Here is a 19,152-nt window from a genome sequence, read left to right as displayed (position 1 = left end):
ATTTACCGGATTTTTCCGGAAAGTATTTCGTTACATAGGTGCTTAACAGCACGCCTCCGGGCAGCTTGTCCTGCCCCGAAGCCTACCGTCATAGCAATATGGTTTCCTGCGACCGACCTGTTTCTTTAAGCCGGTTTCGTCCGGGTACCACCCGGAACTCATCATGCAGGATTAATATTTAATTAAATCATTTGTCATGATAAAATCTATTTAATTAACTTATTTTTTAAGAGGTGTTGTATTTTGAAAAAGTTACCATTTGATTTTTTATCAATTTATAAAAAGTTAAGTACTTCACCATATAAAAGTAATCCCGAAACGCTTCACTTATTAACAGATACTATCAGTAACATTTAATTTAGTAGACTCTAAGCTTTTTAATCCTCTTTTTTACATTCAAGAGTTATAAGTCTGATCAACTCCCCTTTAGGTTCAACTACAACCTGCTGGTCTTTATCATGTATTTGGGATTCCAAGATGTTTTGAAGAAACTTCATAGTTATTTCTGTGGTTTCACCAACAATCATTGAAGATTTTGGTTGGCTTGTTGTAATATTTTTTTGCTTTATCAACATTCTAAAGCACCTCATATATCATGTAATTCATCGGCCTCTCACCTTCCTCACCCTGTACATACCCTCTGCTCTCCATCCGCTTCATTAAGGCCCGGCAGTCAAGGCAAACTTCGCTATCTCGATACGCCTTCTCATAAACCCCAGGGTCTAACCACAGCCCCTTGCCGCATTTGGAACACCGCCAGGCTATACGTCCCTTCTTCCACTCGTTCACAAAAGAACTTCCTTCCGGCAGATTGTCCCGCCGGTAGCTTTCCGGCTGCCGCAGGTAGCAGATTTTATGAACCGGACGGCCGCCTTCGACGAAAATATATGATTGGTCTGCCCATACCGGTTCAAAACAGAAGTGACAAATTCCCAGAGTGTCAGGAATAATCATTTAGTCACACCTCTTAACTTTTCTTATATGGCCGTTGCGCATTGCGCTTGTTTATCCCCAGTCTCATTTTTCTCTTGAAGTTTCTTGTCATAATTAACGTAAATGGCAGCAAATTTAAGGTACAGGTCAAGTTCCTGCTCCTTTGGTATGGGGATATGAATATGACTTCTAATAGATATTTGTTGCGTACTCTTTCTTCCCAAATCACTCCCCCCATTCTTCTTTGTTGGTCAAGATCCAGAAGAAATTCCGGTTAATACCGACAGATAGTTACAGGGTTTTAGGTGCAGCTATGGTAAGATATAATCACGATTGCTATCTACCAAAGCAGTTATATAGTATAGAGATTGACACTGGTATCAGCCGGCGGTTTGCCGGTGCCGGTTGGTATACGTGTCATTTCGTTACTTTTATTATCAAAAAAAAGAGTCCAATCGAAACCCATAACGGTAGCAATCCTCTTAGCGACATCAACGCTTGGATTTCTTGTACCGTTTTCGATCATTGTGTAGTAAGCACGTTCAATTTCTGCCGCCTTAGCTACATTATCATGCGTCATTTTTAATTGCTTCCTAATCATTTTCAACCATTTCCTCATAAACTCACCCCCTAGGTAACGAAATGTCACCTTTGTTTACTATTATAAGTATCACTTCGTTACGTGTCAATGGGATAAGTGGAAAAAGGTTTCTTTTTGTTACATATATTTACCGTAACGCCTTGTTACATTACAATAGAACAAGAAAGATAGGTGGTGAATGTTTTGCTGTCCGCTCGTTTAACTTACTTGAGGAAAGAAAAAGATAAAACCCAAGAGGACATGGCAAATTTCTTGGGGATTACCAGGCCAGCATATACAGCTTATGAATCTGGGCGGAGGCAACCTGATTATTCCACTATTCAAAAACTTGCAGATTATTTCGGGGTAACAGTTGATTACCTACTAGGCAGAGATGAGCTTGACATTACTGAAGTCTTAGAGAGTAACAAAATCAAGTTAGTAGCAAATGGTCAACCAATCACCCAAGACCAACGTCTTGGTATTGTCCGCGTTTTGGACAACCCCTCTGCCATGCAATCAAAAACCGTCCCAATCTTAGGTAAAATAAAAATGGGCATCCCCATCCTGGCCGAAGGTAACTGGGATGGTGAACTCGAAATCCCTTCTGATATACGAGCTGACTTTGCCCTGAAAGCCCGCGGAAACAGTATGATAGGGGTTGGTCTCTTAGATGGTGATTATGCCATCTGCCGAGAGGCTAAAACTGCAAATTCTGGTAACATTGTGGTAGCACTACGGGATATATCTGCCGAATACAGCGAGGCAACACTGAAGTATTACTTCAATGACCGAGAAAGACCGGTACTTCGGGCAGCTAACCCTGATTTTGAAGATATCCCTATGGATGATGAATGGCGTATCGCAGGGGTACTAGTAGCAATACTGCGGAAGGAACCGCCAGCATATAGGGTTTATAATAGTTACTTGGCAGCCAGGGATATCAATATGGAGAAATGGGAACCGGTACTGGAGAGGGCGTTCCAATTAGGAATTAAGCCGGATCAGATCATGAATATGCTGGAGACGATGTATCAGATTATGAGGGGTAAAGGATAAATGGAAGCTAGGGCATATAAACAAAACTTAATCCTTGGTCTTAAATGGGCAATTGAAGCTAAGTTTGACCAATCAGATTGGCAAGAGGTAGCCTACCTAATAGACGAAATTGACACAATTACTGAGCACCCAAGATTACTTAGAAGTTTACATTGGGGCGATAGTGATTATGGAGCATGCATTCTTGCTGTTCTTGAAGAAATTGCAACTAAAGACATTTCTAAATTAGAAAAGATAGCAGAATATGTTGATTTAGAAGAATCAGGAACTGAGGGAGGTATTTGGAACCTGAAAACTTGGATCAGGTAAAAGAGAAAAAAAGGTAAAACGGACAGCAGCTAAAATTATTGCTTTAATCACTTTAGCCGCTATCCTGCTAGGAATTGTATTGTTATCCAGGAGAAACCGGCAGCGCCTGCACAACAGAGCCCCGTTACGCCGCCTCAACCAGATAATACCCTAAACCACAGAATGCAATAAAATACAAAGGTTGGTATTATTTGGCTTACAATGGTATAATAAGTCATTGTAAAATACCCTGAAAGGATGACTGAAAATGAAGCAACGTTTGTTGAACGACATGAAGGCCGCCATGAAAGCCAAAAATAAGTTAAAAGTGGATACTATCCGGATGGCCAACGCAGCCATTAAGAATGCTGAAATTAACGGTAGAAAGGAACTCACGGAGGGAGAGGTCATCGACATTATTGCCAGGGAAATCAAAATGAGGCGAGATGTCCTGGAAGAATACAAGAAGGCAAACCGGCCGGAGGAACTGGCCAAAATTGAACAGGAAATCAACATTCTAATGGAGTATATGCCCGCACAACTGTCCGAGACTGAATTAAGGCAGATCATCCAGGAAACCATTAGCCAAATAGGCGCCCAGGGGGCCCGTGATATGGGAAAAGTCATGGCTGCCCTGATGCCTAAAGTGAAGGGGAAGGCGGACGGAAAACTGGTCAGCAATCTGGTAAAGGAACTTCTGGGATAAGAATAATCATGAACCCGCCACAAAAATGAGGGCTAAGACTTGAAGATAAAGTCTTAGCCCTCATGGTTACTGTTTATGATTAACTGACAGCCGCCATATTTTGCTGCAGTTTTTCTTTCACTTCTTCCCAGACCACAATCTCAGCTTTGGCAAAGCCATTGAATGTGGTGGCAGATGCCGATGAATAGGCGCCGCAATTGGGAACAAGAATTAAATCGTCCACTTCCAGGGGGACAGTCTTCCGGTTGCGGAACACAATATCCAATGAATCGCAGCTAGGTCCGGCAAAGGTCGCTTCAATTTCCGGGCCTTTTTTCGCTTTGGCTGTTTCCATTTCGTATTCCCAGTGGTCAAAAAGAACTCCGGAAAATGTGCCGTACAGTCCTTCATCAAGGAAGTACCATTGTTTGCCGTTTCTCACCTGGGTGCCAATGACCCGGGTAATCAAATTCATGGTTGTCCCGCTGATAAACCTGCCCGGCTCCGTCCAGACTTCGGTATTTGGGAACAGTTTGGCCAGTTGTTTCTGAATCTGTTCCGCCAGGTCGATCACGTCGACATTTAAATCGCCGGTCGGAATAGGAAAGCCCCCGCCGATATCCAAAATGCGAAGCTTGATTCCCTCAAGGGCGGCTGCATCAAAAATCCGGCGTGATACAGATAAAGCGTATAAATATGCTTCCGCACTGGTATTCTGGCTTCCTACATGAAAGCAAAGGCCGGCCACATCCAGGCCTCTTTCCCTGGCCCGGCGAAGCAGTCCAAGGGCTTCCCCGGCGTCAGCCCCGAATTTTTTGTTTAAATCAACCAGGGAGGCGGTATTGTCTATTCTGATGCGCAGCAATACCGTAGCACCGGGGATAAAACCCGCAATTTTATCGATTTCACTTTCGCTGTCAAAGGTAAACTGCCGCACTCCCACTTTCTTGGCAGCAACCAACCCCTTTGCGGTTTTTACCGGATTGGCATAAACCATTCGTTCCGGAGCAATCCCCATCTCACTTAACGCATAAATCTCGCCGTCAGACGCTACATCGAAGGATGAGCCCAACGCTGCCAGCTTTTTGATAAGTTGAGGTTCGGGATTTGATTTCATGGCATAAAAAACCTTTACTCCGGGAAGGTGCTGTTGGAGAAACTTATAATTGTTTTCCACCTGGTTTAGTGACAAAACGAGGAATGGGGTAGCATAACGTTCAGCAAGTCTTTCTACTGCGTTCCAGGATAGTTTAAAAGATTGTTTCAACTGGTCATTCCCCCGAAGAAAAAAGACTTTATTTCTACACACACAAAATCAATTTTACCATAGATTGACCGATATGCAATACAAATGAAACCTATTTCGTGACCAACAGGGTAAGCGGCCTGGATCCCGGACTGTATCAGTATGAAATGGAGGAACACCGGTTGGCCCACTTAAAAAGAGGGGAATTGGTGCTCAAGTGGCGGAGGCTGCCCTGGGTCAGCAAATGGCCCGACGGGCGGCAGGAGTATACCGAAATCCTATCAAACATTTGGCTGTCTATGAACGCGTATCAGAATGAGCAAAGCCAGGAGCTTATAGAAGCTTCTGGCCTTATAAATTTAGTCCAGCACGTAAACCTTGCCGTTTTCTTTTTTCAGCCTGCCTTCTTTAACCAACCTGTTGGCAACATCCACTAGCACACCCATTTGCACAATGCCGGCTTTCTTCATGACCTCGCTTTTCCTGGCATCCGGCCCCAACTCTTTAAAAGCCTGGCAAACAATTTCCTTTTTTTCGTCTAAAAAAGAGTTAATAAATTGAATGGCCTTTTCCGTATGCTGCATATTTTCGGTCAAATAACCCTGGCTGATCAAATACTTGGTTTCCAAATCTTCCGGCATGCGATCCATCATCAGGTCAACATACAGTTGTTCATTTGTATCCATTATGAACACCTCCCAGTGTTAATTTCCATAAAAAATCATATTATCCTCTACAGTAATCCTTACATATATCTAAAAAAACCAGGACAAAAAGTAAACTTTTCTATACATATTTTCCCCAAAAACTTTACATAATAATTTTTTAAGAAGTCATTCTGTTTTCATAAAATGCAGGCTAATTAACGGAGGGGTAAGTTTGTTCCTTTCTCAGTTAAAGCCGTTCTTCTTGAACAAAAGGTTTATAAAATGGAGTCTGAGACTGGGAGTAATCTTATTGATCACCATCTTCTTGATCCAGCAGCTTTTTATTATTCAGTCCTCCCGGGAACAACAAATAGATCACAAGGTCTTTATTAAGAAAAAAGAGGGCCAACTTGACAACTTATATATAATTTTTTTAAACGGTTTAGGGTGCAAGTTTAGTGGTGATTTCTCCGAAGAACTTGGTTTTCCAAAAATCAGAAGGTCTCTGGCCAGCGCAGGCTATTCCTATTATGATCACCGTTTTTTGCTTTATAGCTATACCGGGGGCAAAGTTGTAAAAGGTAAGTGGTATCCCAATAAATATTCGGCTGCGGATACAGGACAACCTATTCCTTTAAGTGTCAACCGGTTAAAGCTTTTAATTGACGAATTTTCCAAGGCCCACCCGGAGGCCAGATACATTCTGGTGGGTCATAGTTTGGGTGGGAGAATTGCGCTGGATTTTGCTTGTTCAGCCGACCCCGGCACCAGACAAAAAATTAAGGGGGTTACAACGCTGAATTCTCCTCTGCTGGGGGCTAGCATTAAATTACCCGGAAAAGTATTGGATATTATAAATTTTGCAAATTGCTTTAATATTTGTCCGGCCGTCAAACAGTTACTTTGGGAGGTTAATTATCAAAAAGAAATAACCAGCCAGCGCCGGCAGGACATTTATGAACTTCAAAGGGAAGATCTAAGGGTGGCAACCTTTGCCACCCACCAGGATCTGGTTGTCAGACCGTTTACCGGTTGTATTTTAGACGAGCAGGGCAGACCCGTTACAGACGGATTTATTGTAAATGTTAAAGCCAGTCATATGTCCTTTAAAGAAATTTTTGGTCATATGAAAATATTGGAAAAGGAAGAGGTTATAAAATATATAATCACCCTTTGTTCAAAATAATCTAATTACTATTGTCAAATAATAGAAAAGACAAAATTTTTTAATTTCCCCATAACCAAGTTAAATTTTTTCCTTGGTGTCTAACTAGTTGGAAAAAGAATACAATGGAGTGATTTAAAAATTTTAATGAAAGGGGATGTGTTGTTATAGGACTCGAAGTTACTCCAATAATAGGATCAGCTGTTGCGGGTAAAGGGCAGGCTCAAGCATTCTTAAAGGAAAAAGCACCCAACTGGGTTTATTTAGTTGATTTGTACTGGAATATAGCATCCATTTATTCTATTCGTCCGGATGTAGCTCTGGCTCAAGCCTGTAAGGAAACAGGATACTTTCGCTTTACCGGTGCGGTAAAACCCGAAATGAACAACTTTTGTGGTTTAAAAACCAACAAACCAACCGGAGATAAAACTTCTGACCACGCCTCTTTTCCGGACCCTCAAACCGGAGTAGAGGCACATGTACAGCACCTTTTTGCTTACGCATCCACCAGCCCAATACCCGCTGGCAGAAAATTAGTGGATCCGCGTTTTGATATCGTGGCCAAGGTCATCGGTCGGGGAACTGTCAAGTCAGTGGAGGAGCTGGGAGGCAAGTGGGCTGGTAATCCTGAGTACGGTAAATCCATTGTAACAGATTATCTTAATAAAATGTTGGCCTATAAAACTGAAGAAAATATCAATTACAAAGCACTTTATGAGGAAGAGAAAAGGCGTAATGAACAACTAACCCAGCGATTACTAAGCCTGGAACAACTATTGGCCAGCATTGCAGCACAAACACAGCCTTTTCTAAAGAAAACGTAAAATCAGACAATTGCAGAAATTTCTAAAAAATAAGTCAGTGAGAATAACATTCCATTTTAGGGTCAGTGAATGAATAAAACAGGCAACGATTCATGCATGAACATGTTTAGTTGCCTGTTTTATTCAACAGAAAAACTATTTTAGTAAAACCAGGGCTTTTAAAAATTAAAGGGGCTCTTTAAGGTCTACGTGCAAATCCCAAAAACATAATAAAACATCCACTCCCACTAGGAAGGGGAGATTGATGCCTCAAATGAAACCATTGTTAATATTCATAGTGAACATTATTACTTTTTGCTTAAATATATAATTAAACAGATGAAGGTATTTTCTAATATAGATAAAATAAAAGATAAATGAAAATGTATTTCATTAAGGCAAGGGGGTAACGAGATGAACTGTATCTGTGGCGGACCGATGCGGGAAACATCAGAGGTGTACCATGCAAAGTGGGGAGAATATCAGGTGAAAATAAACGGCGTGAAGGCATATATATGTGACGGTTGTAATAAGTTGGTGTACGACTCCGAAGAGGTCAACCTGCTATTAAATTTAACTGTCTTGCTATCCGGACTTTCCGAGGATAAGAGGCCGAACGTCATTGACTTCGAGAAATATAAAAAGTCCAAAAAGATTGAATAACAGGTGAGGGCACAGGCTAACAAATCGTCCTATGACCTTCATCAAATTCTGGTAATTTGGGGACTTATGTTTACTAATACCCTCTTAAAAAAATGAATAGAATAGGATAATAGGATTTAAAAGAGGTGATAAAAATGCTAGCAAAGGATATTATGAAAACCGACGTTATTACAGTGTCAGAGGATACGACCATTAAGGAGATCGCCCAGATTTTAACGGATAACAAAATTTCCGGCGTCCCTGTGGTAAATCAGGAAGGAAAATTAGTGGGAATCGTAACCGAGGGGGATCTTTTGCACAAAGAAGCAAATCCGAGAATACCTAAATTCTTTGGCATCTTGGGGGCTATGATTTATTTAGGAGGCATCGACCAGTACAAAGAAGATTTTAAAAAGCTTGCCGCATCCAAGGCCTCTGAAATTATGACCACCGAAGTGATTACCGTATCAAAGAATACCGAAATTGGAGCTATTGCTACGTTAATGGTTGAACATAACATAAAACGCATCCCTGTTATAGAGAACGGTAAAATCATCGGCATCGTCAGCAGGGCAGACATTATCAGAACCATTGCGCAGTGATTTGATAAAGCACCACCGGAGAGCCGCTGGCGCTTTAAAAACTAACAAGAGGGAAGGGGACAGCGATATCAACCTGACTAAAGATTTGGGCAAACTTAGAAGGGGGAACGTTTTGTGTTAGTCCTCTAAGAAAGGGTAGGCGCATTCCAATATTTAGGATTGGCAGCCTACCCTTTCGACTTATTGCAGTTAGAAATCCACCTGCGTGACCGACAGGTAAATGACTGAGATCAATCCAAGTGTCCGGAGGGGGGCTGGAGAGATAGCGGTGGACTTATTCCCCACTCTTCTTTTTTATTCTATTTAGGGGAGAACTAATACCAATATAGAAATTTCAGCTAGAAAGATTTATACTAATTATGAATACAAGACCACTACAATAAGTTAGGAAGTGGTTGTCGTGACTATTCTTGAAAGAATTTTCCACATAAAAGCACAGGACCCGATTCCATATTGTCCCCGGGCATTTTTACAGAAAATATATAACCTGGCTTATAGAAAGCAAGGGTTTGTTATCGTTAAGCTCTTGGAATTAGAACAGGAGATGGTTCATTACTATGCCGACACGAAAAAAGGAAAAATCATTCTAATTAAAAAAATTGGAGGGCAGCGGATCTCTACTGAAATAATGGGAACGGTGGAGAGTCTTAAAACAGAATTATCGACGATCATGCCGTCTTAATTTAAGTATTTATTGGTATAAGACCTTAGTCCTTTTTCTTGTCTATGAAAGGTAGGCTGCATCATTGAAATGGCAACCATGGACTTAGTATTTGACAGGGCGAGAAACTGTTCGTACCGTATTTTAATATACACTCTTTAAGTGCGTTAAAAATGGCTGATACGTTAGTCCATGAATTTTGCATCATTAAAAATGTTGACACGGTTCACTCGACAAAATATAATTAAACCCATAACAACTGCATAATTATTATACTCTTATCCAGAGCGGTGGAGGGAAAGGCCCTATGAAACCCGGCAACCAGTCAGTTCATCTGACCAGGTGCTAATTCCTTCAGGACGATGTTCCTGGCAGATGAGAGGACGTGAGTCAACACATCCCCTTCATCTGCGAAGGGGTTTTTCATTTATATGACCATAGAAGGGGGATCTAAGATGACTCTAAAAAATTTGGGATTTGAAACGCTGGCGCTTCACGCAGGACACCGACCGGACATTGAAACACTTTCCCGTGCGGTGCCCATTTATCAAACCACATCCTATGTGTTCCGGGACTCCGAACATGCAGCCAACCTATTCAGCCTCAAAGAAGAAGGACATATATACACCCGCATTGATAACCCTACAACGGATATTTTTGAAAAACGCCTGGCCGCCCTTGAGGGAGGCGTTGGCGCTCTGGCCCTGGCCTCCGGCCACGCCGCCATTACCACAGCAATTTTAAATATTACCTCTACCGGCGACGAAATAGTTTCCTCCACCAATCTCTACGGGGGCACCGTCAATCTGTTTACCCATACCCTTGCCCGGCTAGGAATTAAAGTAAACTTTGTCAGCCCTGACCACCCGGAAAACTTCAGAAGGGCGATTACGGATAAAACCAAAGCCATCTTTGCAGAAACCATCGGTAACCCCAGGTGTGATGTGCTGGACATTGAAGCCGTGAGCAATATCGCCCGGGAAGCGGGTATCCCCTTGATCATCGACAGTACCTTCACAACTCCTTACTTATGTCGTCCCTTTGAATTTGGAGCGGACATTGTAGTGCATTCAGCCACCAAGTTTATCGGCGGTCACGGTACAAGCATAGGGGGTGTCATTATTGATTCCGGTAAATTTGACTGGACCCGGAATGATAAATTCCCCGGCCTTACACAACCGGACCCCAGCTACCACGGCATTACCTATGCCAAAGACATCGGCCCGGCAGCTTACATTGTCAAGGCCAGAGTCCAGCTGTTGAGAGACCTGGGAGCATGTCTTAGTCCCTTTAACGCCTTTTTATTACTCCAGGGCATAGAAACCCTGGCATTACGAATGGAACGGCATGTATCTAACACGCAAAAAGTGGCGGAGTTTTTAGAGGAACACCCCAACGTAAACTGGGTATCCTATCCCGGGTTGAAAGGGCACCCGTCCTATGAATTGGGGAGGAAATACCTTCCCAAAGGGGCAGGGGCCATCCTCACCTTCGGTATCAAGGGCGGATTGGAGGCGGGGAAAAAATTCATTGACAGTTTAAAAATTTTCTCCCACCTGGCCAACGTGGGGGACGCCAAATCTTTGGTCATCCACCCTGCGTCAACCACCCACAGCCAGTTGTCCGAAGAGGCGTTGCGGAAAGCAGGTGTATCGCCCGACCTGGTGCGCCTGTCCATCGGTCTTGAAAGCATCGATGATTTATTGGAAGACCTTGACCAGGCCCTGAGAGCAAAAAGGAACCGACAGGAAAGAAAGGGATGTTGACATGCCGATTAAGATACCGGATAACCTGCCTGCAACGGAAATTCTGACCAATGAAAATATCTTCGTCATGACCGAAACCCGGGCCATCCACCAGGACATCCGGCCCTTAAGGATTGCCATACTGAATCTGATGCCAACCAAGATCACCACAGAAACCCAACTGCTCCGGCTCCTCGGAAACACCCCTCTCCAGGTGGAAGCAGAACTGCTGTATACCCGGACACACATTTCTAAAAACACCCCCGAGGAACACCTGGCCGCCTTTTATAAGACCTTTGAGGAAGTCAAGGAACAAAAGTTTGACGGCCTTATTATCACCGGGGCGCCGGTGGAGCATATGGAATTTGACCAGGTGGACTACTGGGAAGAACTGCAGGAAATCATGGAATGGTCAAAGCACAATGTAACTTCAACCTTCCACATCTGCTGGGCAGCCCAGGCAGGGTTATATTATCATTATGGCATTCCAAAATATAACCTGCCGGAGAAGATGTTTGGCGTATTCAGGCACCGGGTCAATAAAAGAAATATAAAGCTCCTGCGGGGATTTGATGATGAATTTTATGTGCCTCACTCTCGTTACACCGAAATCAAAAGGGAAGATATTGAAAAGGTTTCCGAACTTGAAATCCTGTCCGAGTCAGATGAGGCCGGAATCTACCTGGTGGCAACCAAAGACCGCCGCATGTTCTTTGTCACCGGCCATTCCGAGTATGACCCGCTAACCTTGAAGAATGAATATGAGAGAGATCTTCAGAAGGGCATAAAAATTGCCATTCCTGCAAACTATTTTGCGGAGGATAACCCGGCTAACCCACCAGTTGTCAAATGGCGGGGCCATGCCTATCTTTTATTTTCAAACTGGTTAAACTACTACGTCTATCAAGAAACCCCTTATAACATCAACGAGATTAAATAATCAAATATTATGTGGGATAGAGTAAAAAGCTCTATCCCTCAGAGTGTTGACAAAGTTCGCGCAGACAGCCTGGCAATTCCAACGCTACGCTCTCGCGACTTTACTGATAGTTAAGAGAGTAGGGAATACTCACCGCGCAAAACAGGACAGCCAGCCCAATAATTCTCAGAAAGCATTCCTCTGCGGTCTTGTTCGCGCTAAGCAACGCAGCCGAACGCTCCGCTTCCCTTATGGAATAGCCAGTCTACCTGCTTACTTTTACTGGTTTGTCTACAGTCTGGCCCATTTATTATGGGTTTTAAGGTTGTAAAAAAGAACCTCCCGTTTAAATTGGGAGGTTCTCTAATTATTTATCTTTTCCGGCATCAGGAAAGAAGAGGGGTTCGCCGTACTTGTCCACGCCAAACTTACCAATGATTTCTTGGGTTTCCTTTGATACCATGAAGTCCACAAAAGCTTTGCCGCCCTCGGCATTGACTTTATTAAACTTCTCCGGATTCACGTTCATTACGTGGTAAATGTTAAGTAAGGACTTGTCACCCTGTTTAAGGACAGCCAGTTTAACTTTACCCTTTTGAGCCAGGTAGGTGGCACGGTCGGTCAGGGTATAGCCTTGCTTTTCGGAGGCAATGTTCAGGGTTGCTCCCATGCCGCTGCCGGATTCTTGGTACCATTTCTGTCCTTTGGGTTCCAACTTGGCTTCTTTCCACAAATCAAGCTCTTTTTTATGGGTGCCGGAGTCATCCCCACGGGATACAAAGATGGACCCTTTATCATAAATCTTCTTCATGGCTTCCGCTGTTGTTTTTGCATCCTTAATGCCGGCAGGATCGCTTTCCGGCCCTACCAAAATAAAGTCGTTATGCATGACCAGGGAGTAGTTGATGCCAACGCCGCTGTCTACCAGGGGTTTTTCGGACTTCGGTGCATGTACCAGCAGTACATCTGCTTCACCTTTTTCGCCCATCTTCAGGGCAGCACCGGTACCAACGGCAATTACCTTAAGCTTATAGCCAGTTTTCTTTTCAAATTCAGGTTGCAGTACGTCTAATAAGCCGCTGTCCTGGGTGCTGGTGGTGGTAGCCAGGATCACTTCCTTATTGGCTGCAGGTTTGGTTTCTTCTTTTTTAGCCTCTTCCTTCGGGGCCTGCTGCTGGGCACAGCCGGCGAATACCAGCATAACCATTGTTAACAGCAGGGCAATGAGTATTGTAGTTCTCTTTTTCATTTTAGCAACCTCCGTATATTATAATTTTTTACCTTCCTCAGAGTTGGGGAAGAACAAAGGTTCACCGTATTTGTCTACACCGAATTCTTTGATGATGGTTTGTCCTTCTTTACCAGTGGCAAACTCTACAAATTTCATGACCAGATCATGTTTAACCGAAGGAAATTTTTCGGGGTTTATAGGAATAAGGGTGATGTAGTTGAGCAGGCTCTCATCCTTCTCAACCAGTACCTGCAGCTTTATTTCATTTTTAAGGGTTAGATAAGTAGCCCGGTCCATAATCGTATAGGCCTTTTGCTGGTCTGTATATTTTAGTGTGGGCGCGTTACCCTCGGCACCCTTTTCAAATTTTTTGTACCAGTTTCCTTCAGGCTTAATACCGGCGGCCTGCCATAGTTCTTTTTCTTTAACATGGGTACCTGAATTATCGCCCCTGGTGACAAATGGCGCCTGTGCTTTGGCAATCTTTTGCAGAGCCTCATTTACGCTTTTTGAGCCTTTGATTTTGGCGGGGTCTTCAGCCGGCCCCATGATCACAAAGTCGTTGTACATCAAATCAATGCGCTTAGTACCATATCCCTCGGCTACGAATTTTTCTTCCAGTGCCTTGGCATGGACCATCACCAGGTCAACATTTCCACTCTGACCAATTTTTAAAGCTTCCCCGGTACCTGCTCCCACATGGCGCATTTTAATGCCAGTCTTTTTTTCAAAGGCATCTTCCAAAACAGCAACTATACCGGCATCGATAGGCCCGATAGTGGAGGCCATTAGAATTTGTCCCTCTGTTTTCTCAGCCGGTTTTGTAGTGGTTTCCTTCGCTGGTTGACTGCTGCATCCTGCTGCTGAAAAAGCAAATACAAGAGCCAATAACAACAATATAGTATTGATACGATTTGCTTTCACTTTTTCCCCTCCCTATAAGGTTGTTGGATAACACAGTACAACTAAAAAATAATAAAATAAAAAGCCGTGTACTGTGCGAAAAGACAAGTACACGGCGAAATGATCGCTGTCAATTCCCTCCTTTCCGCACCGGGAGGCCTGTCCGTTTCCAGACAAACCCTATCGGCTTCAGGACCGTAATGCATAATATCGTAGGTCCAGAAGCTCGGAGTGTTAAGTATTAAGTTGAAAAATAAGTAGCGCTTCCTTTCAAAGTTAATTACATATTCTCTATAAAAATATAAGTTCCTTTATTCAGTTCTACTTTTTTGTAAAATATTTGACCCTATTTTCATACCAAGAAATCAGCAGTTGATTTCGAAAAATAGAACCAGAAAACGAATTTGCAAACAATTCTATGTATTTTAATTATGTTTTAATCCTTAGCCCCAAATAGCTCCAAAGATCATTCCAGCCGGGGTTAAATTACAAAATAATTATATATTTATAATCTAGAAAAAGAATGTGATATATTTTAAGGGCATGCGATCAACCTGCGGGACCAAAGGCACTCGGCGCAGGAGGGGTTGTTGCCCCAGCAATCCGATTCGTTTGTATCTGTATAGGAACAGCCGTCCAGATATTTGCAATCGGTACAGGAGGGGAACCTAAAATCCTTAATTTTATTGCGGAAGTTTACATAGGCCGGGTCAATCCAAATATCCCCCAATGGCGTTTCATTGATATTACCCAGGTAGAAGGGCAATATTTCTTTCTTACGGCCATAAACATAGCAGTGATAAGAATGCATCAAAGCATAGCAGGGTGCTACCTCCCCGCGGTAAGTAATTGCGGCGGCCTTGTCCTCCACAAATTTACACTGACGGTCGGTACGAATCTTCATGTATGGCATCTGTGCCAGCACATTGACCAAAATGGTATCCTTACCGTGATCTATCATGGTATCATCTAAATCATAGAGGATTTCATCCTTCATTTCTTCATTATAAGGGAGAACATTGGTGACAATCACCTTGCGGGCCTTTAATTCCAGGGAAAGGCGGATAAGTTTGGTTAGTTTATGAAAGTTCTTCTTCATGGCCACAAATTCGATTCCCAGTTCCGGCAGTCTACTTTTAGCTGCTTCTTTGGCCTGATTTAGTGCCTTAATGTTTTCTATCACCGGGGAAATGTCGGTCTGGCGGATTTCATTGTATTCCTCTTCGTCCGGGCCGTCTAGGGAGATATAGATACCATCCAGAGGTAACTTAACCAATCTTTCTATATTTTCAGGGGTTAAGTAGGAGCCGTTGGTGATCATTTCAATACGGAGTCCCATGTCTTTAACAGCCTTAAGCATATCAAAAATACGAGGGTGGCTCATGGGTTCGCCAAAACCGCCGAAGTGTACACATTCTAAATTAGGTAAATCCTTCAGTTGTAGCAGCAACCTCTCAAAGGTAACCCATTCCATCATTCCCATGTCATCTTGCCAGGAGTTTCGAATACAGGTGGTGCAACTAAAGTTGCACAAAGTGGTTACTTCAATATAGAGTTTCTTCATGTCACGACGCAGGGGGATGATTTTATAGCCTTCTTCGGCAGGCAGTAACAGGGCCTCACAAGTATTCAAATCCGGTGGCAGTATAATTTCTTCGTTCATTTTTATAACTGTACCACCATTAAGGTTTTCTTTAGATTGAGCATTTATCTTTTTCATAGGTGCCCTCCCCACGTTGCGTATAAATAATTACGAATATTATAACATTTTATAAATTGGCTCATCAATTAGCTTATTCTTACAAATTAGCGATACTTGTGCTAACGATCACAATCTTGCGGTGCTATCTATTTTAAAGAAGGATATCTGTGTTCCCAGGCATTCTTGCAACCTACGGGCCTGAATTAGGTCTTACCAGAGAGATAGCGCTGAAAATGTCTGGCCCTTTTGGGGGAGGGGTTGCCCGCATGGTCGAAACCTGTGGCGCTGTTAATGGTGCCTTTATGATCTTGGTCATACTGAGGTTAATGATGAGCAAACCAAAGGAAAAGCCTATTCTTTAGTCAAACAGTTTGTTAGTAAATTTGAGACCAGAAACGGCACGATAACCTGCAAACAACTGTTAAACTGTGACATTAGCAACAATGAGGGATTAAAAAGGGCCCGGGAAGAAAATTTGTTTACTTTACTTTGCCCAATGTTCGTAAAAGCTGCCGCAGAGATATTGGAGCAACTTTTATAAATAAAAAAACTTGATCAAATGTTATGCTGAAAACTTGACATATCAAATTATTTTAATATTATATAGCTATGATAGATACAGTTAAAATTGCAAAGGCCCTGAGTGATCCCATCCGTTACAAAATGATGCTGATGCTGGCCCAAAGTGAGGAGGGTTGCTGTCCTATTCCCGGTGAGGACGACCAGAGACCGGGGTTATGTAATTGCGAGTTTATGTCAGCATTGGGCATGATTCAATCCAGAGTATCATATCATATGAAGGAACTTGTGGATGCGGGTTTAGTGAAAGAGGAACCCAGGGGTAAGTGGAAAATGTATTTTATTAACACTAAGACTTTAAGACAATACATGGAGCAACTTACACAAGATTTTGCACTTTAGTAATTTTTTTACACTATCATATCAAAAAATATTGATTTGTAGGCGGGTTCCCAAGAGGGTATCCGGGAATGGATAAGGAAGAAATATGCCCGGGCTATTACCTAAGAAAAGCGGTTGTCGTGGGGCCCAATGGAAAATCCTATGGTGTGGATATGACCTAGAAATGTTTGCCGAAGCCAGAGCAAACCAGTTTAGATCCGCATTCGTAATGTAGAATTACTTAAGTAATGCTTGCATTTGTCCCATGACTCTTATATAAATTACAAAACGAGAACTTTTTAAAATATCGTCTGAAAGGGGTGGGGGATTGAAGAGGCAAATAACTAAACAAGAGCTGGCGTTTCTGGACCACGAACTACAGCACCAGCAGCAAAATGGAGTTATTTCAGAAAAGCAAAGACTGGAAATATTGGCAAGCTACGAGCTAAAGAAGGGATTAAGTTTTATACGGGTGATGCTGGCCATCGGAGCCCTGCTGGTGGGCCTCGGCATACTGTCGTTTATTGCATCAAACTGGGCAGAGCTCGGGAGAATCACCAAACTTTCAATCATCCTGGCAATCTTCCTGGGATTCATGTTTGCTAGTTATAAAGTGTCCAATAATTACCCCAAAACCAGCAAGAGCCTTCTGTACATAGGGGTATTGACCTATGGCGCAGGCATCTTCCTGATCGGGCAAATGTTTAACTTTGGGGGGCATTTCACCAGTGCATTTTTACTGTGGGCCATAGGAGCCTTCCCAATGGCGGTGGTGTTCAGGGATAAGATCGTCTATCTCTTTACCTGTGTCCTGACCATGGTATATATCAGCGGGTACTTTGATTTTGGCGGTTACCCCTATCTAGCCATTGTCCTTATCCCAGCGTTGTACTACTGCAACAAGTATCTGGAAAACTCCAGGGCCATTACATTCTTCAGCAACCTGGTCGCATTGGATGCGGTGCTGCTTTTTTCGCATATAACAGATATGGATGAATTCTATATTTGCCTGCTGTTTTTGGGGCTCGGGATCGGGATGTATCACCTGCCTATAAAAACGAATGCCGGGGTTTACCGTCTCCTGGGAACCATCGTTCTAGGTGTGGCGGGCTTATTTCTTACGTTGCCGGAGATGTGGCGGGATATCCTTCACCCCGGAACACAGATGGTGGGGTATGACCCATCAGCAGGCAGGATTGCCAGCAGCGCCTTTGCGGTGGCTCTAATCATCTATCTATTATCCCTTACCAGGAAGGAAAACCTGACAGCACTGGTCCTTATCTGTGCAGTGATATTCCGATATTACGTGGATACCTTTATTGACTTTATGCCCAAATCAATTTTCTTTATCACCGGCGGCCTGCTGCTATTGGGATTTGGGTATTACTTTGAGCGGCTGAGAAGGAAGAAAGGGGTGGTGGGCATTGGACAATAAGCGAAAATATATCATTGCATCACTCATCCCAGTTGTCATCCTGCTCAGCATGTGTGCCAAACCCGTTGCCACCCTATTATTAGGCCAGGAGATATTGTTGAAGACAACACCCTATGACCCCCGGGACTTGCTCCGCGGTGACCACGTTATATTGAATTACCAAATATCGGATATTCCCGTTTCAATGCTTCCTTCTGAATTCAGGAAGATAGAAAATTCTTCCTTTAGAACAAAGGATATTTATGTGGTACTGAAAAAGAAGGGGAACTATTATGATCTAGACAGCGTAAGGCTTAAAAAACCGGAAACCGGGCCTTATCTCAAGGGTAAAATAAAGTACTTCAATAATAGCGAAATGGGCCAGGAAGTTGCCCATATCGACTATAGTTTAGACAAATTCTTTGTTCCTGAAAACACCGGAATGGATTTGGAGGGAAAATCCCGACAGGGAGATCTAACAGCCAGGGTGAAGGTGTTCAATGGGTATGCATATTTAATTAATATTGAATAAACAGTATCAGTGGAGGGTCCTGCCCTCCTCGCGCACTTTTCTTGGTTAAGTTTAATGCTCTTTCAGATACCCTAGAGGAAAATGGGGTCTGAGCAATGAATATATTTACTGACTGGATAAGACGGCATCACTGCAGAGTCGTCTTTCTTTTATATTTAATAAATGTGTGGAGATAACAATTGTACCCGCAGGGCTGCTATCTCTTCGGCTTTTTTCTGATCCTTCATGCTGAAAACTCCTCTCCATATTTGGTTTTCAGCATGAGTATATCTTAGGCATTCCCGGACAAGAATGCAGAACGGGTATGTAACCATAAATTTAAATTTGTTATTGGACGGACAATTCTCCCCAGCCAACCGGGAGCATCACCCACAAAATGTCCGATACGTTGGAGTGCGGTCTGTGGAGCCACGGACAGGATATCCACAGGGACATGGAAATTCCGAATGCTAAGTGAAATTAAGCAACCGATCAGGTAATTGGATATCGTTTGAA

23 protein-coding genes, 2 pseudogenes and 2 riboswitches are annotated in these 19,152 nt (G+C 43.0%); of the genes and pseudogenes, 15 read left to right on the top strand and 10 right to left on the bottom strand.

The features are described 5' to 3' along the window. Positions 1-377: 377 nt before the first annotated feature. The 4 genes from BUB67_RS14800 to BUB67_RS14785 all read right to left on the bottom strand — a co-directional run bounded on the left by BUB67_RS14800 (position 378) and on the right by BUB67_RS14785 (position 1,552). Positions 378-575 (bottom strand): hypothetical protein, encoded by a 198-nt coding sequence (locus tag BUB67_RS14800; protein ID WP_073240171.1) that lies wholly within the window; start codon positions 573-575, stop codon positions 378-380. Position 576: 1 nt separating this feature from the next. Further along, positions 577-954 (bottom strand): hypothetical protein, encoded by a 378-nt coding sequence (locus tag BUB67_RS14795; protein WP_073240170.1) that lies wholly within the window; start codon positions 952-954, stop codon positions 577-579. Between the two features lie 23 nt (positions 955-977). Then, positions 978-1,157 carry a hypothetical protein gene (locus BUB67_RS14790; RefSeq protein ID WP_073240169.1) on the bottom strand — a complete coding sequence of 60 codons (180 nt, stop codon included), beginning with the start codon at positions 1,155-1,157 and terminating at the stop codon, positions 978-980. Positions 1,158-1,285: 128 nt separating this feature from the next. After that, positions 1,286-1,552, bottom strand: coding sequence for a helix-turn-helix transcriptional regulator (locus tag BUB67_RS14785; protein WP_073240168.1), 267 nt, complete (start codon positions 1,550-1,552; stop codon positions 1,286-1,288). 165 nt (positions 1,553-1,717) lie between these two features. Between BUB67_RS14785 and BUB67_RS14780 the strand changes: the two genes are divergently transcribed. The 3 genes from BUB67_RS14780 (at position 1,718) to BUB67_RS14770 (ending at position 3,566) form a co-directional block, all read left to right on the top strand. Further along, positions 1,718-2,572: a helix-turn-helix domain-containing protein gene (locus BUB67_RS14780; RefSeq protein WP_073240167.1), complete on the top strand. Its 855-nt coding sequence runs from the start codon at positions 1,718-1,720 to the stop codon at positions 2,570-2,572. Then, positions 2,573-2,881 carry a hypothetical protein gene (locus BUB67_RS14775; protein ID WP_073240166.1) on the top strand — a complete coding sequence of 103 codons (309 nt, stop codon included), beginning with the start codon at positions 2,573-2,575 and terminating at the stop codon, positions 2,879-2,881. 247 nt (positions 2,882-3,128) lie between these two features. Beyond that, complete coding sequence (locus BUB67_RS14770) at positions 3,129-3,566, top strand: GatB/YqeY domain-containing protein (RefSeq protein ID WP_084127766.1); 438 nt, start codon at positions 3,129-3,131, stop codon at positions 3,564-3,566. A gap of 79 nt (positions 3,567-3,645) precedes the next feature. Here the strand turns inward: BUB67_RS14770 and BUB67_RS14765 are convergent, their stop codons facing one another. Together BUB67_RS14765 and BUB67_RS14760 are read right to left on the bottom strand one after the other, a co-directional pair. Continuing rightward, entirely contained in the window at positions 3,646-4,812 is a 1,167-nt protein-coding gene (locus BUB67_RS14765; RefSeq protein WP_073240164.1) for a type III PLP-dependent enzyme, read from the bottom strand. Positions 4,813-5,150: 338 nt separating this feature from the next. Beyond that, positions 5,151-5,477 carry a hypothetical protein gene (locus BUB67_RS14760; protein ID WP_073240163.1) on the bottom strand — a complete coding sequence of 109 codons (327 nt, stop codon included), beginning with the start codon at positions 5,475-5,477 and terminating at the stop codon, positions 5,151-5,153. A 271-nt stretch (positions 5,478-5,748) separates the two neighbouring features. On the opposite strand from BUB67_RS14760, the gene BUB67_RS14755 reads away from it, so the two are divergent. From BUB67_RS14755 to metA, 7 genes are all read left to right on the top strand, one after another. Continuing rightward, entirely contained in the window at positions 5,749-6,624 is an 876-nt protein-coding gene (locus tag BUB67_RS14755) for a lipase/acyltransferase domain-containing protein (protein WP_159431852.1), read from the top strand. 251 nt (positions 6,625-6,875) lie between these two features. After that, positions 6,876-7,427, top strand: a complete 552-nt coding sequence (locus BUB67_RS14750) for a glucosaminidase domain-containing protein (protein ID WP_073240161.1) — start codon at positions 6,876-6,878, stop codon at positions 7,425-7,427. Between the two features lie 393 nt (positions 7,428-7,820). Then, entirely contained in the window at positions 7,821-8,069 is a 249-nt protein-coding gene (locus BUB67_RS14745) for a YgiT-type zinc finger protein (protein WP_073240160.1), read from the top strand. A gap of 134 nt (positions 8,070-8,203) precedes the next feature. Then, the gene (locus tag BUB67_RS14740; protein WP_073240159.1) at positions 8,204-8,650 is read left to right on the top strand and encodes a CBS domain-containing protein; all 447 of its coding nucleotides are present in this window, start codon (positions 8,204-8,206) and stop codon (positions 8,648-8,650) included. A 400-nt stretch (positions 8,651-9,050) separates the two neighbouring features. Beyond that, a complete protein-coding gene (locus BUB67_RS14735) occupies positions 9,051-9,332 on the top strand; it encodes a hypothetical protein (RefSeq protein WP_073240158.1) in 282 nt (93 codons plus the stop codon). Positions 9,333-9,586: 254 nt separating this feature from the next. Further along, a riboswitch (SAM riboswitch) is annotated at positions 9,587-9,693 on the top strand. 73 nt (positions 9,694-9,766) lie between these two features. Beyond that, positions 9,767-11,077 carry a homocysteine synthase gene (locus BUB67_RS14730; protein WP_073240157.1) on the top strand — a complete coding sequence of 437 codons (1,311 nt, stop codon included), beginning with the start codon at positions 9,767-9,769 and terminating at the stop codon, positions 11,075-11,077. A 1-nt stretch (position 11,078) separates the two neighbouring features. After that, positions 11,079-11,996, top strand: a complete 918-nt coding sequence (metA, locus tag BUB67_RS14725) for a homoserine O-acetyltransferase MetA (RefSeq protein ID WP_073240156.1) — start codon at positions 11,079-11,081, stop codon at positions 11,994-11,996. A gap of 346 nt (positions 11,997-12,342) precedes the next feature. On the opposite strand, the gene BUB67_RS14720 is transcribed toward metA, so the two are convergent. The 3 genes from BUB67_RS14720 to BUB67_RS14710 form a co-directional block, all read right to left on the bottom strand. Then, on the bottom strand, positions 12,343-13,224 hold the full coding sequence (locus BUB67_RS14720) for an ABC transporter substrate-binding protein (RefSeq protein WP_073240155.1): 882 nt from the start codon (positions 13,222-13,224) through the stop codon (positions 12,343-12,345). A gap of 18 nt (positions 13,225-13,242) precedes the next feature. Further along, positions 13,243-14,130 carry an ABC transporter substrate-binding protein gene (locus BUB67_RS14715; protein ID WP_073240154.1) on the bottom strand — a complete coding sequence of 296 codons (888 nt, stop codon included), beginning with the start codon at positions 14,128-14,130 and terminating at the stop codon, positions 13,243-13,245. A gap of 101 nt (positions 14,131-14,231) precedes the next feature. Continuing rightward, a riboswitch (molybdenum cofactor riboswitch) is annotated at positions 14,232-14,353 on the bottom strand. Between the two features lie 291 nt (positions 14,354-14,644). Then, on the bottom strand, positions 14,645-15,829 hold the full coding sequence (locus tag BUB67_RS14710) for a tungsten cofactor oxidoreductase radical SAM maturase (RefSeq protein WP_073240153.1): 1,185 nt from the start codon (positions 15,827-15,829) through the stop codon (positions 14,645-14,647). A 215-nt stretch (positions 15,830-16,044) separates the two neighbouring features. On the opposite strand from BUB67_RS14710, the gene BUB67_RS17490 reads away from it, so the two are divergent. The 5 genes and pseudogenes from BUB67_RS17490 (at position 16,045) to BUB67_RS14690 (ending at position 18,657) form a co-directional block, all read left to right on the top strand. Next, positions 16,045-16,173 (top strand): C-GCAxxG-C-C family protein, encoded by a 129-nt coding sequence (locus BUB67_RS17490; protein WP_274377253.1) that lies wholly within the window; start codon positions 16,045-16,047, stop codon positions 16,171-16,173. A gap of 26 nt (positions 16,174-16,199) precedes the next feature. Then, positions 16,200-16,352: pseudogene (locus BUB67_RS17485) on the top strand (C-GCAxxG-C-C family protein); the annotation flags it as partial. 68 nt (positions 16,353-16,420) lie between these two features. Further along, the gene (locus BUB67_RS14700) at positions 16,421-16,732 is read left to right on the top strand and encodes an ArsR/SmtB family transcription factor (RefSeq protein ID WP_073240152.1); all 312 of its coding nucleotides are present in this window, start codon (positions 16,421-16,423) and stop codon (positions 16,730-16,732) included. A 307-nt stretch (positions 16,733-17,039) separates the two neighbouring features. Next, positions 17,040-18,146, top strand: coding sequence for a DUF2157 domain-containing protein (locus BUB67_RS14695; RefSeq protein ID WP_073240151.1), 1,107 nt, complete (start codon positions 17,040-17,042; stop codon positions 18,144-18,146). Further along, positions 18,136-18,657, top strand: a complete 522-nt coding sequence (locus BUB67_RS14690) for a GDYXXLXY domain-containing protein (RefSeq protein ID WP_073240150.1) — start codon at positions 18,136-18,138, stop codon at positions 18,655-18,657. The genes BUB67_RS14695 and BUB67_RS14690 overlap by 11 nt, the downstream gene beginning before the upstream one ends. Before the next feature lie 271 nt (positions 18,658-18,928). Here the strand turns inward: BUB67_RS14690 and BUB67_RS16725 are convergent. After that, positions 18,929-19,152: pseudogene (locus BUB67_RS16725) on the bottom strand (DUF6431 domain-containing protein); the annotation flags it as partial.

The organism is Desulforamulus putei DSM 12395, from assembly GCF_900129195.1.
GTDB classification, from domain to species: Bacteria; Bacillota; Desulfotomaculia; order Desulfotomaculales; family Desulfotomaculaceae; genus Desulfotomaculum; species Desulfotomaculum putei.
Note: the sequence above shows the minus strand (reverse complement) of the source record. Positions and strands in the feature narration are given on the sequence as shown.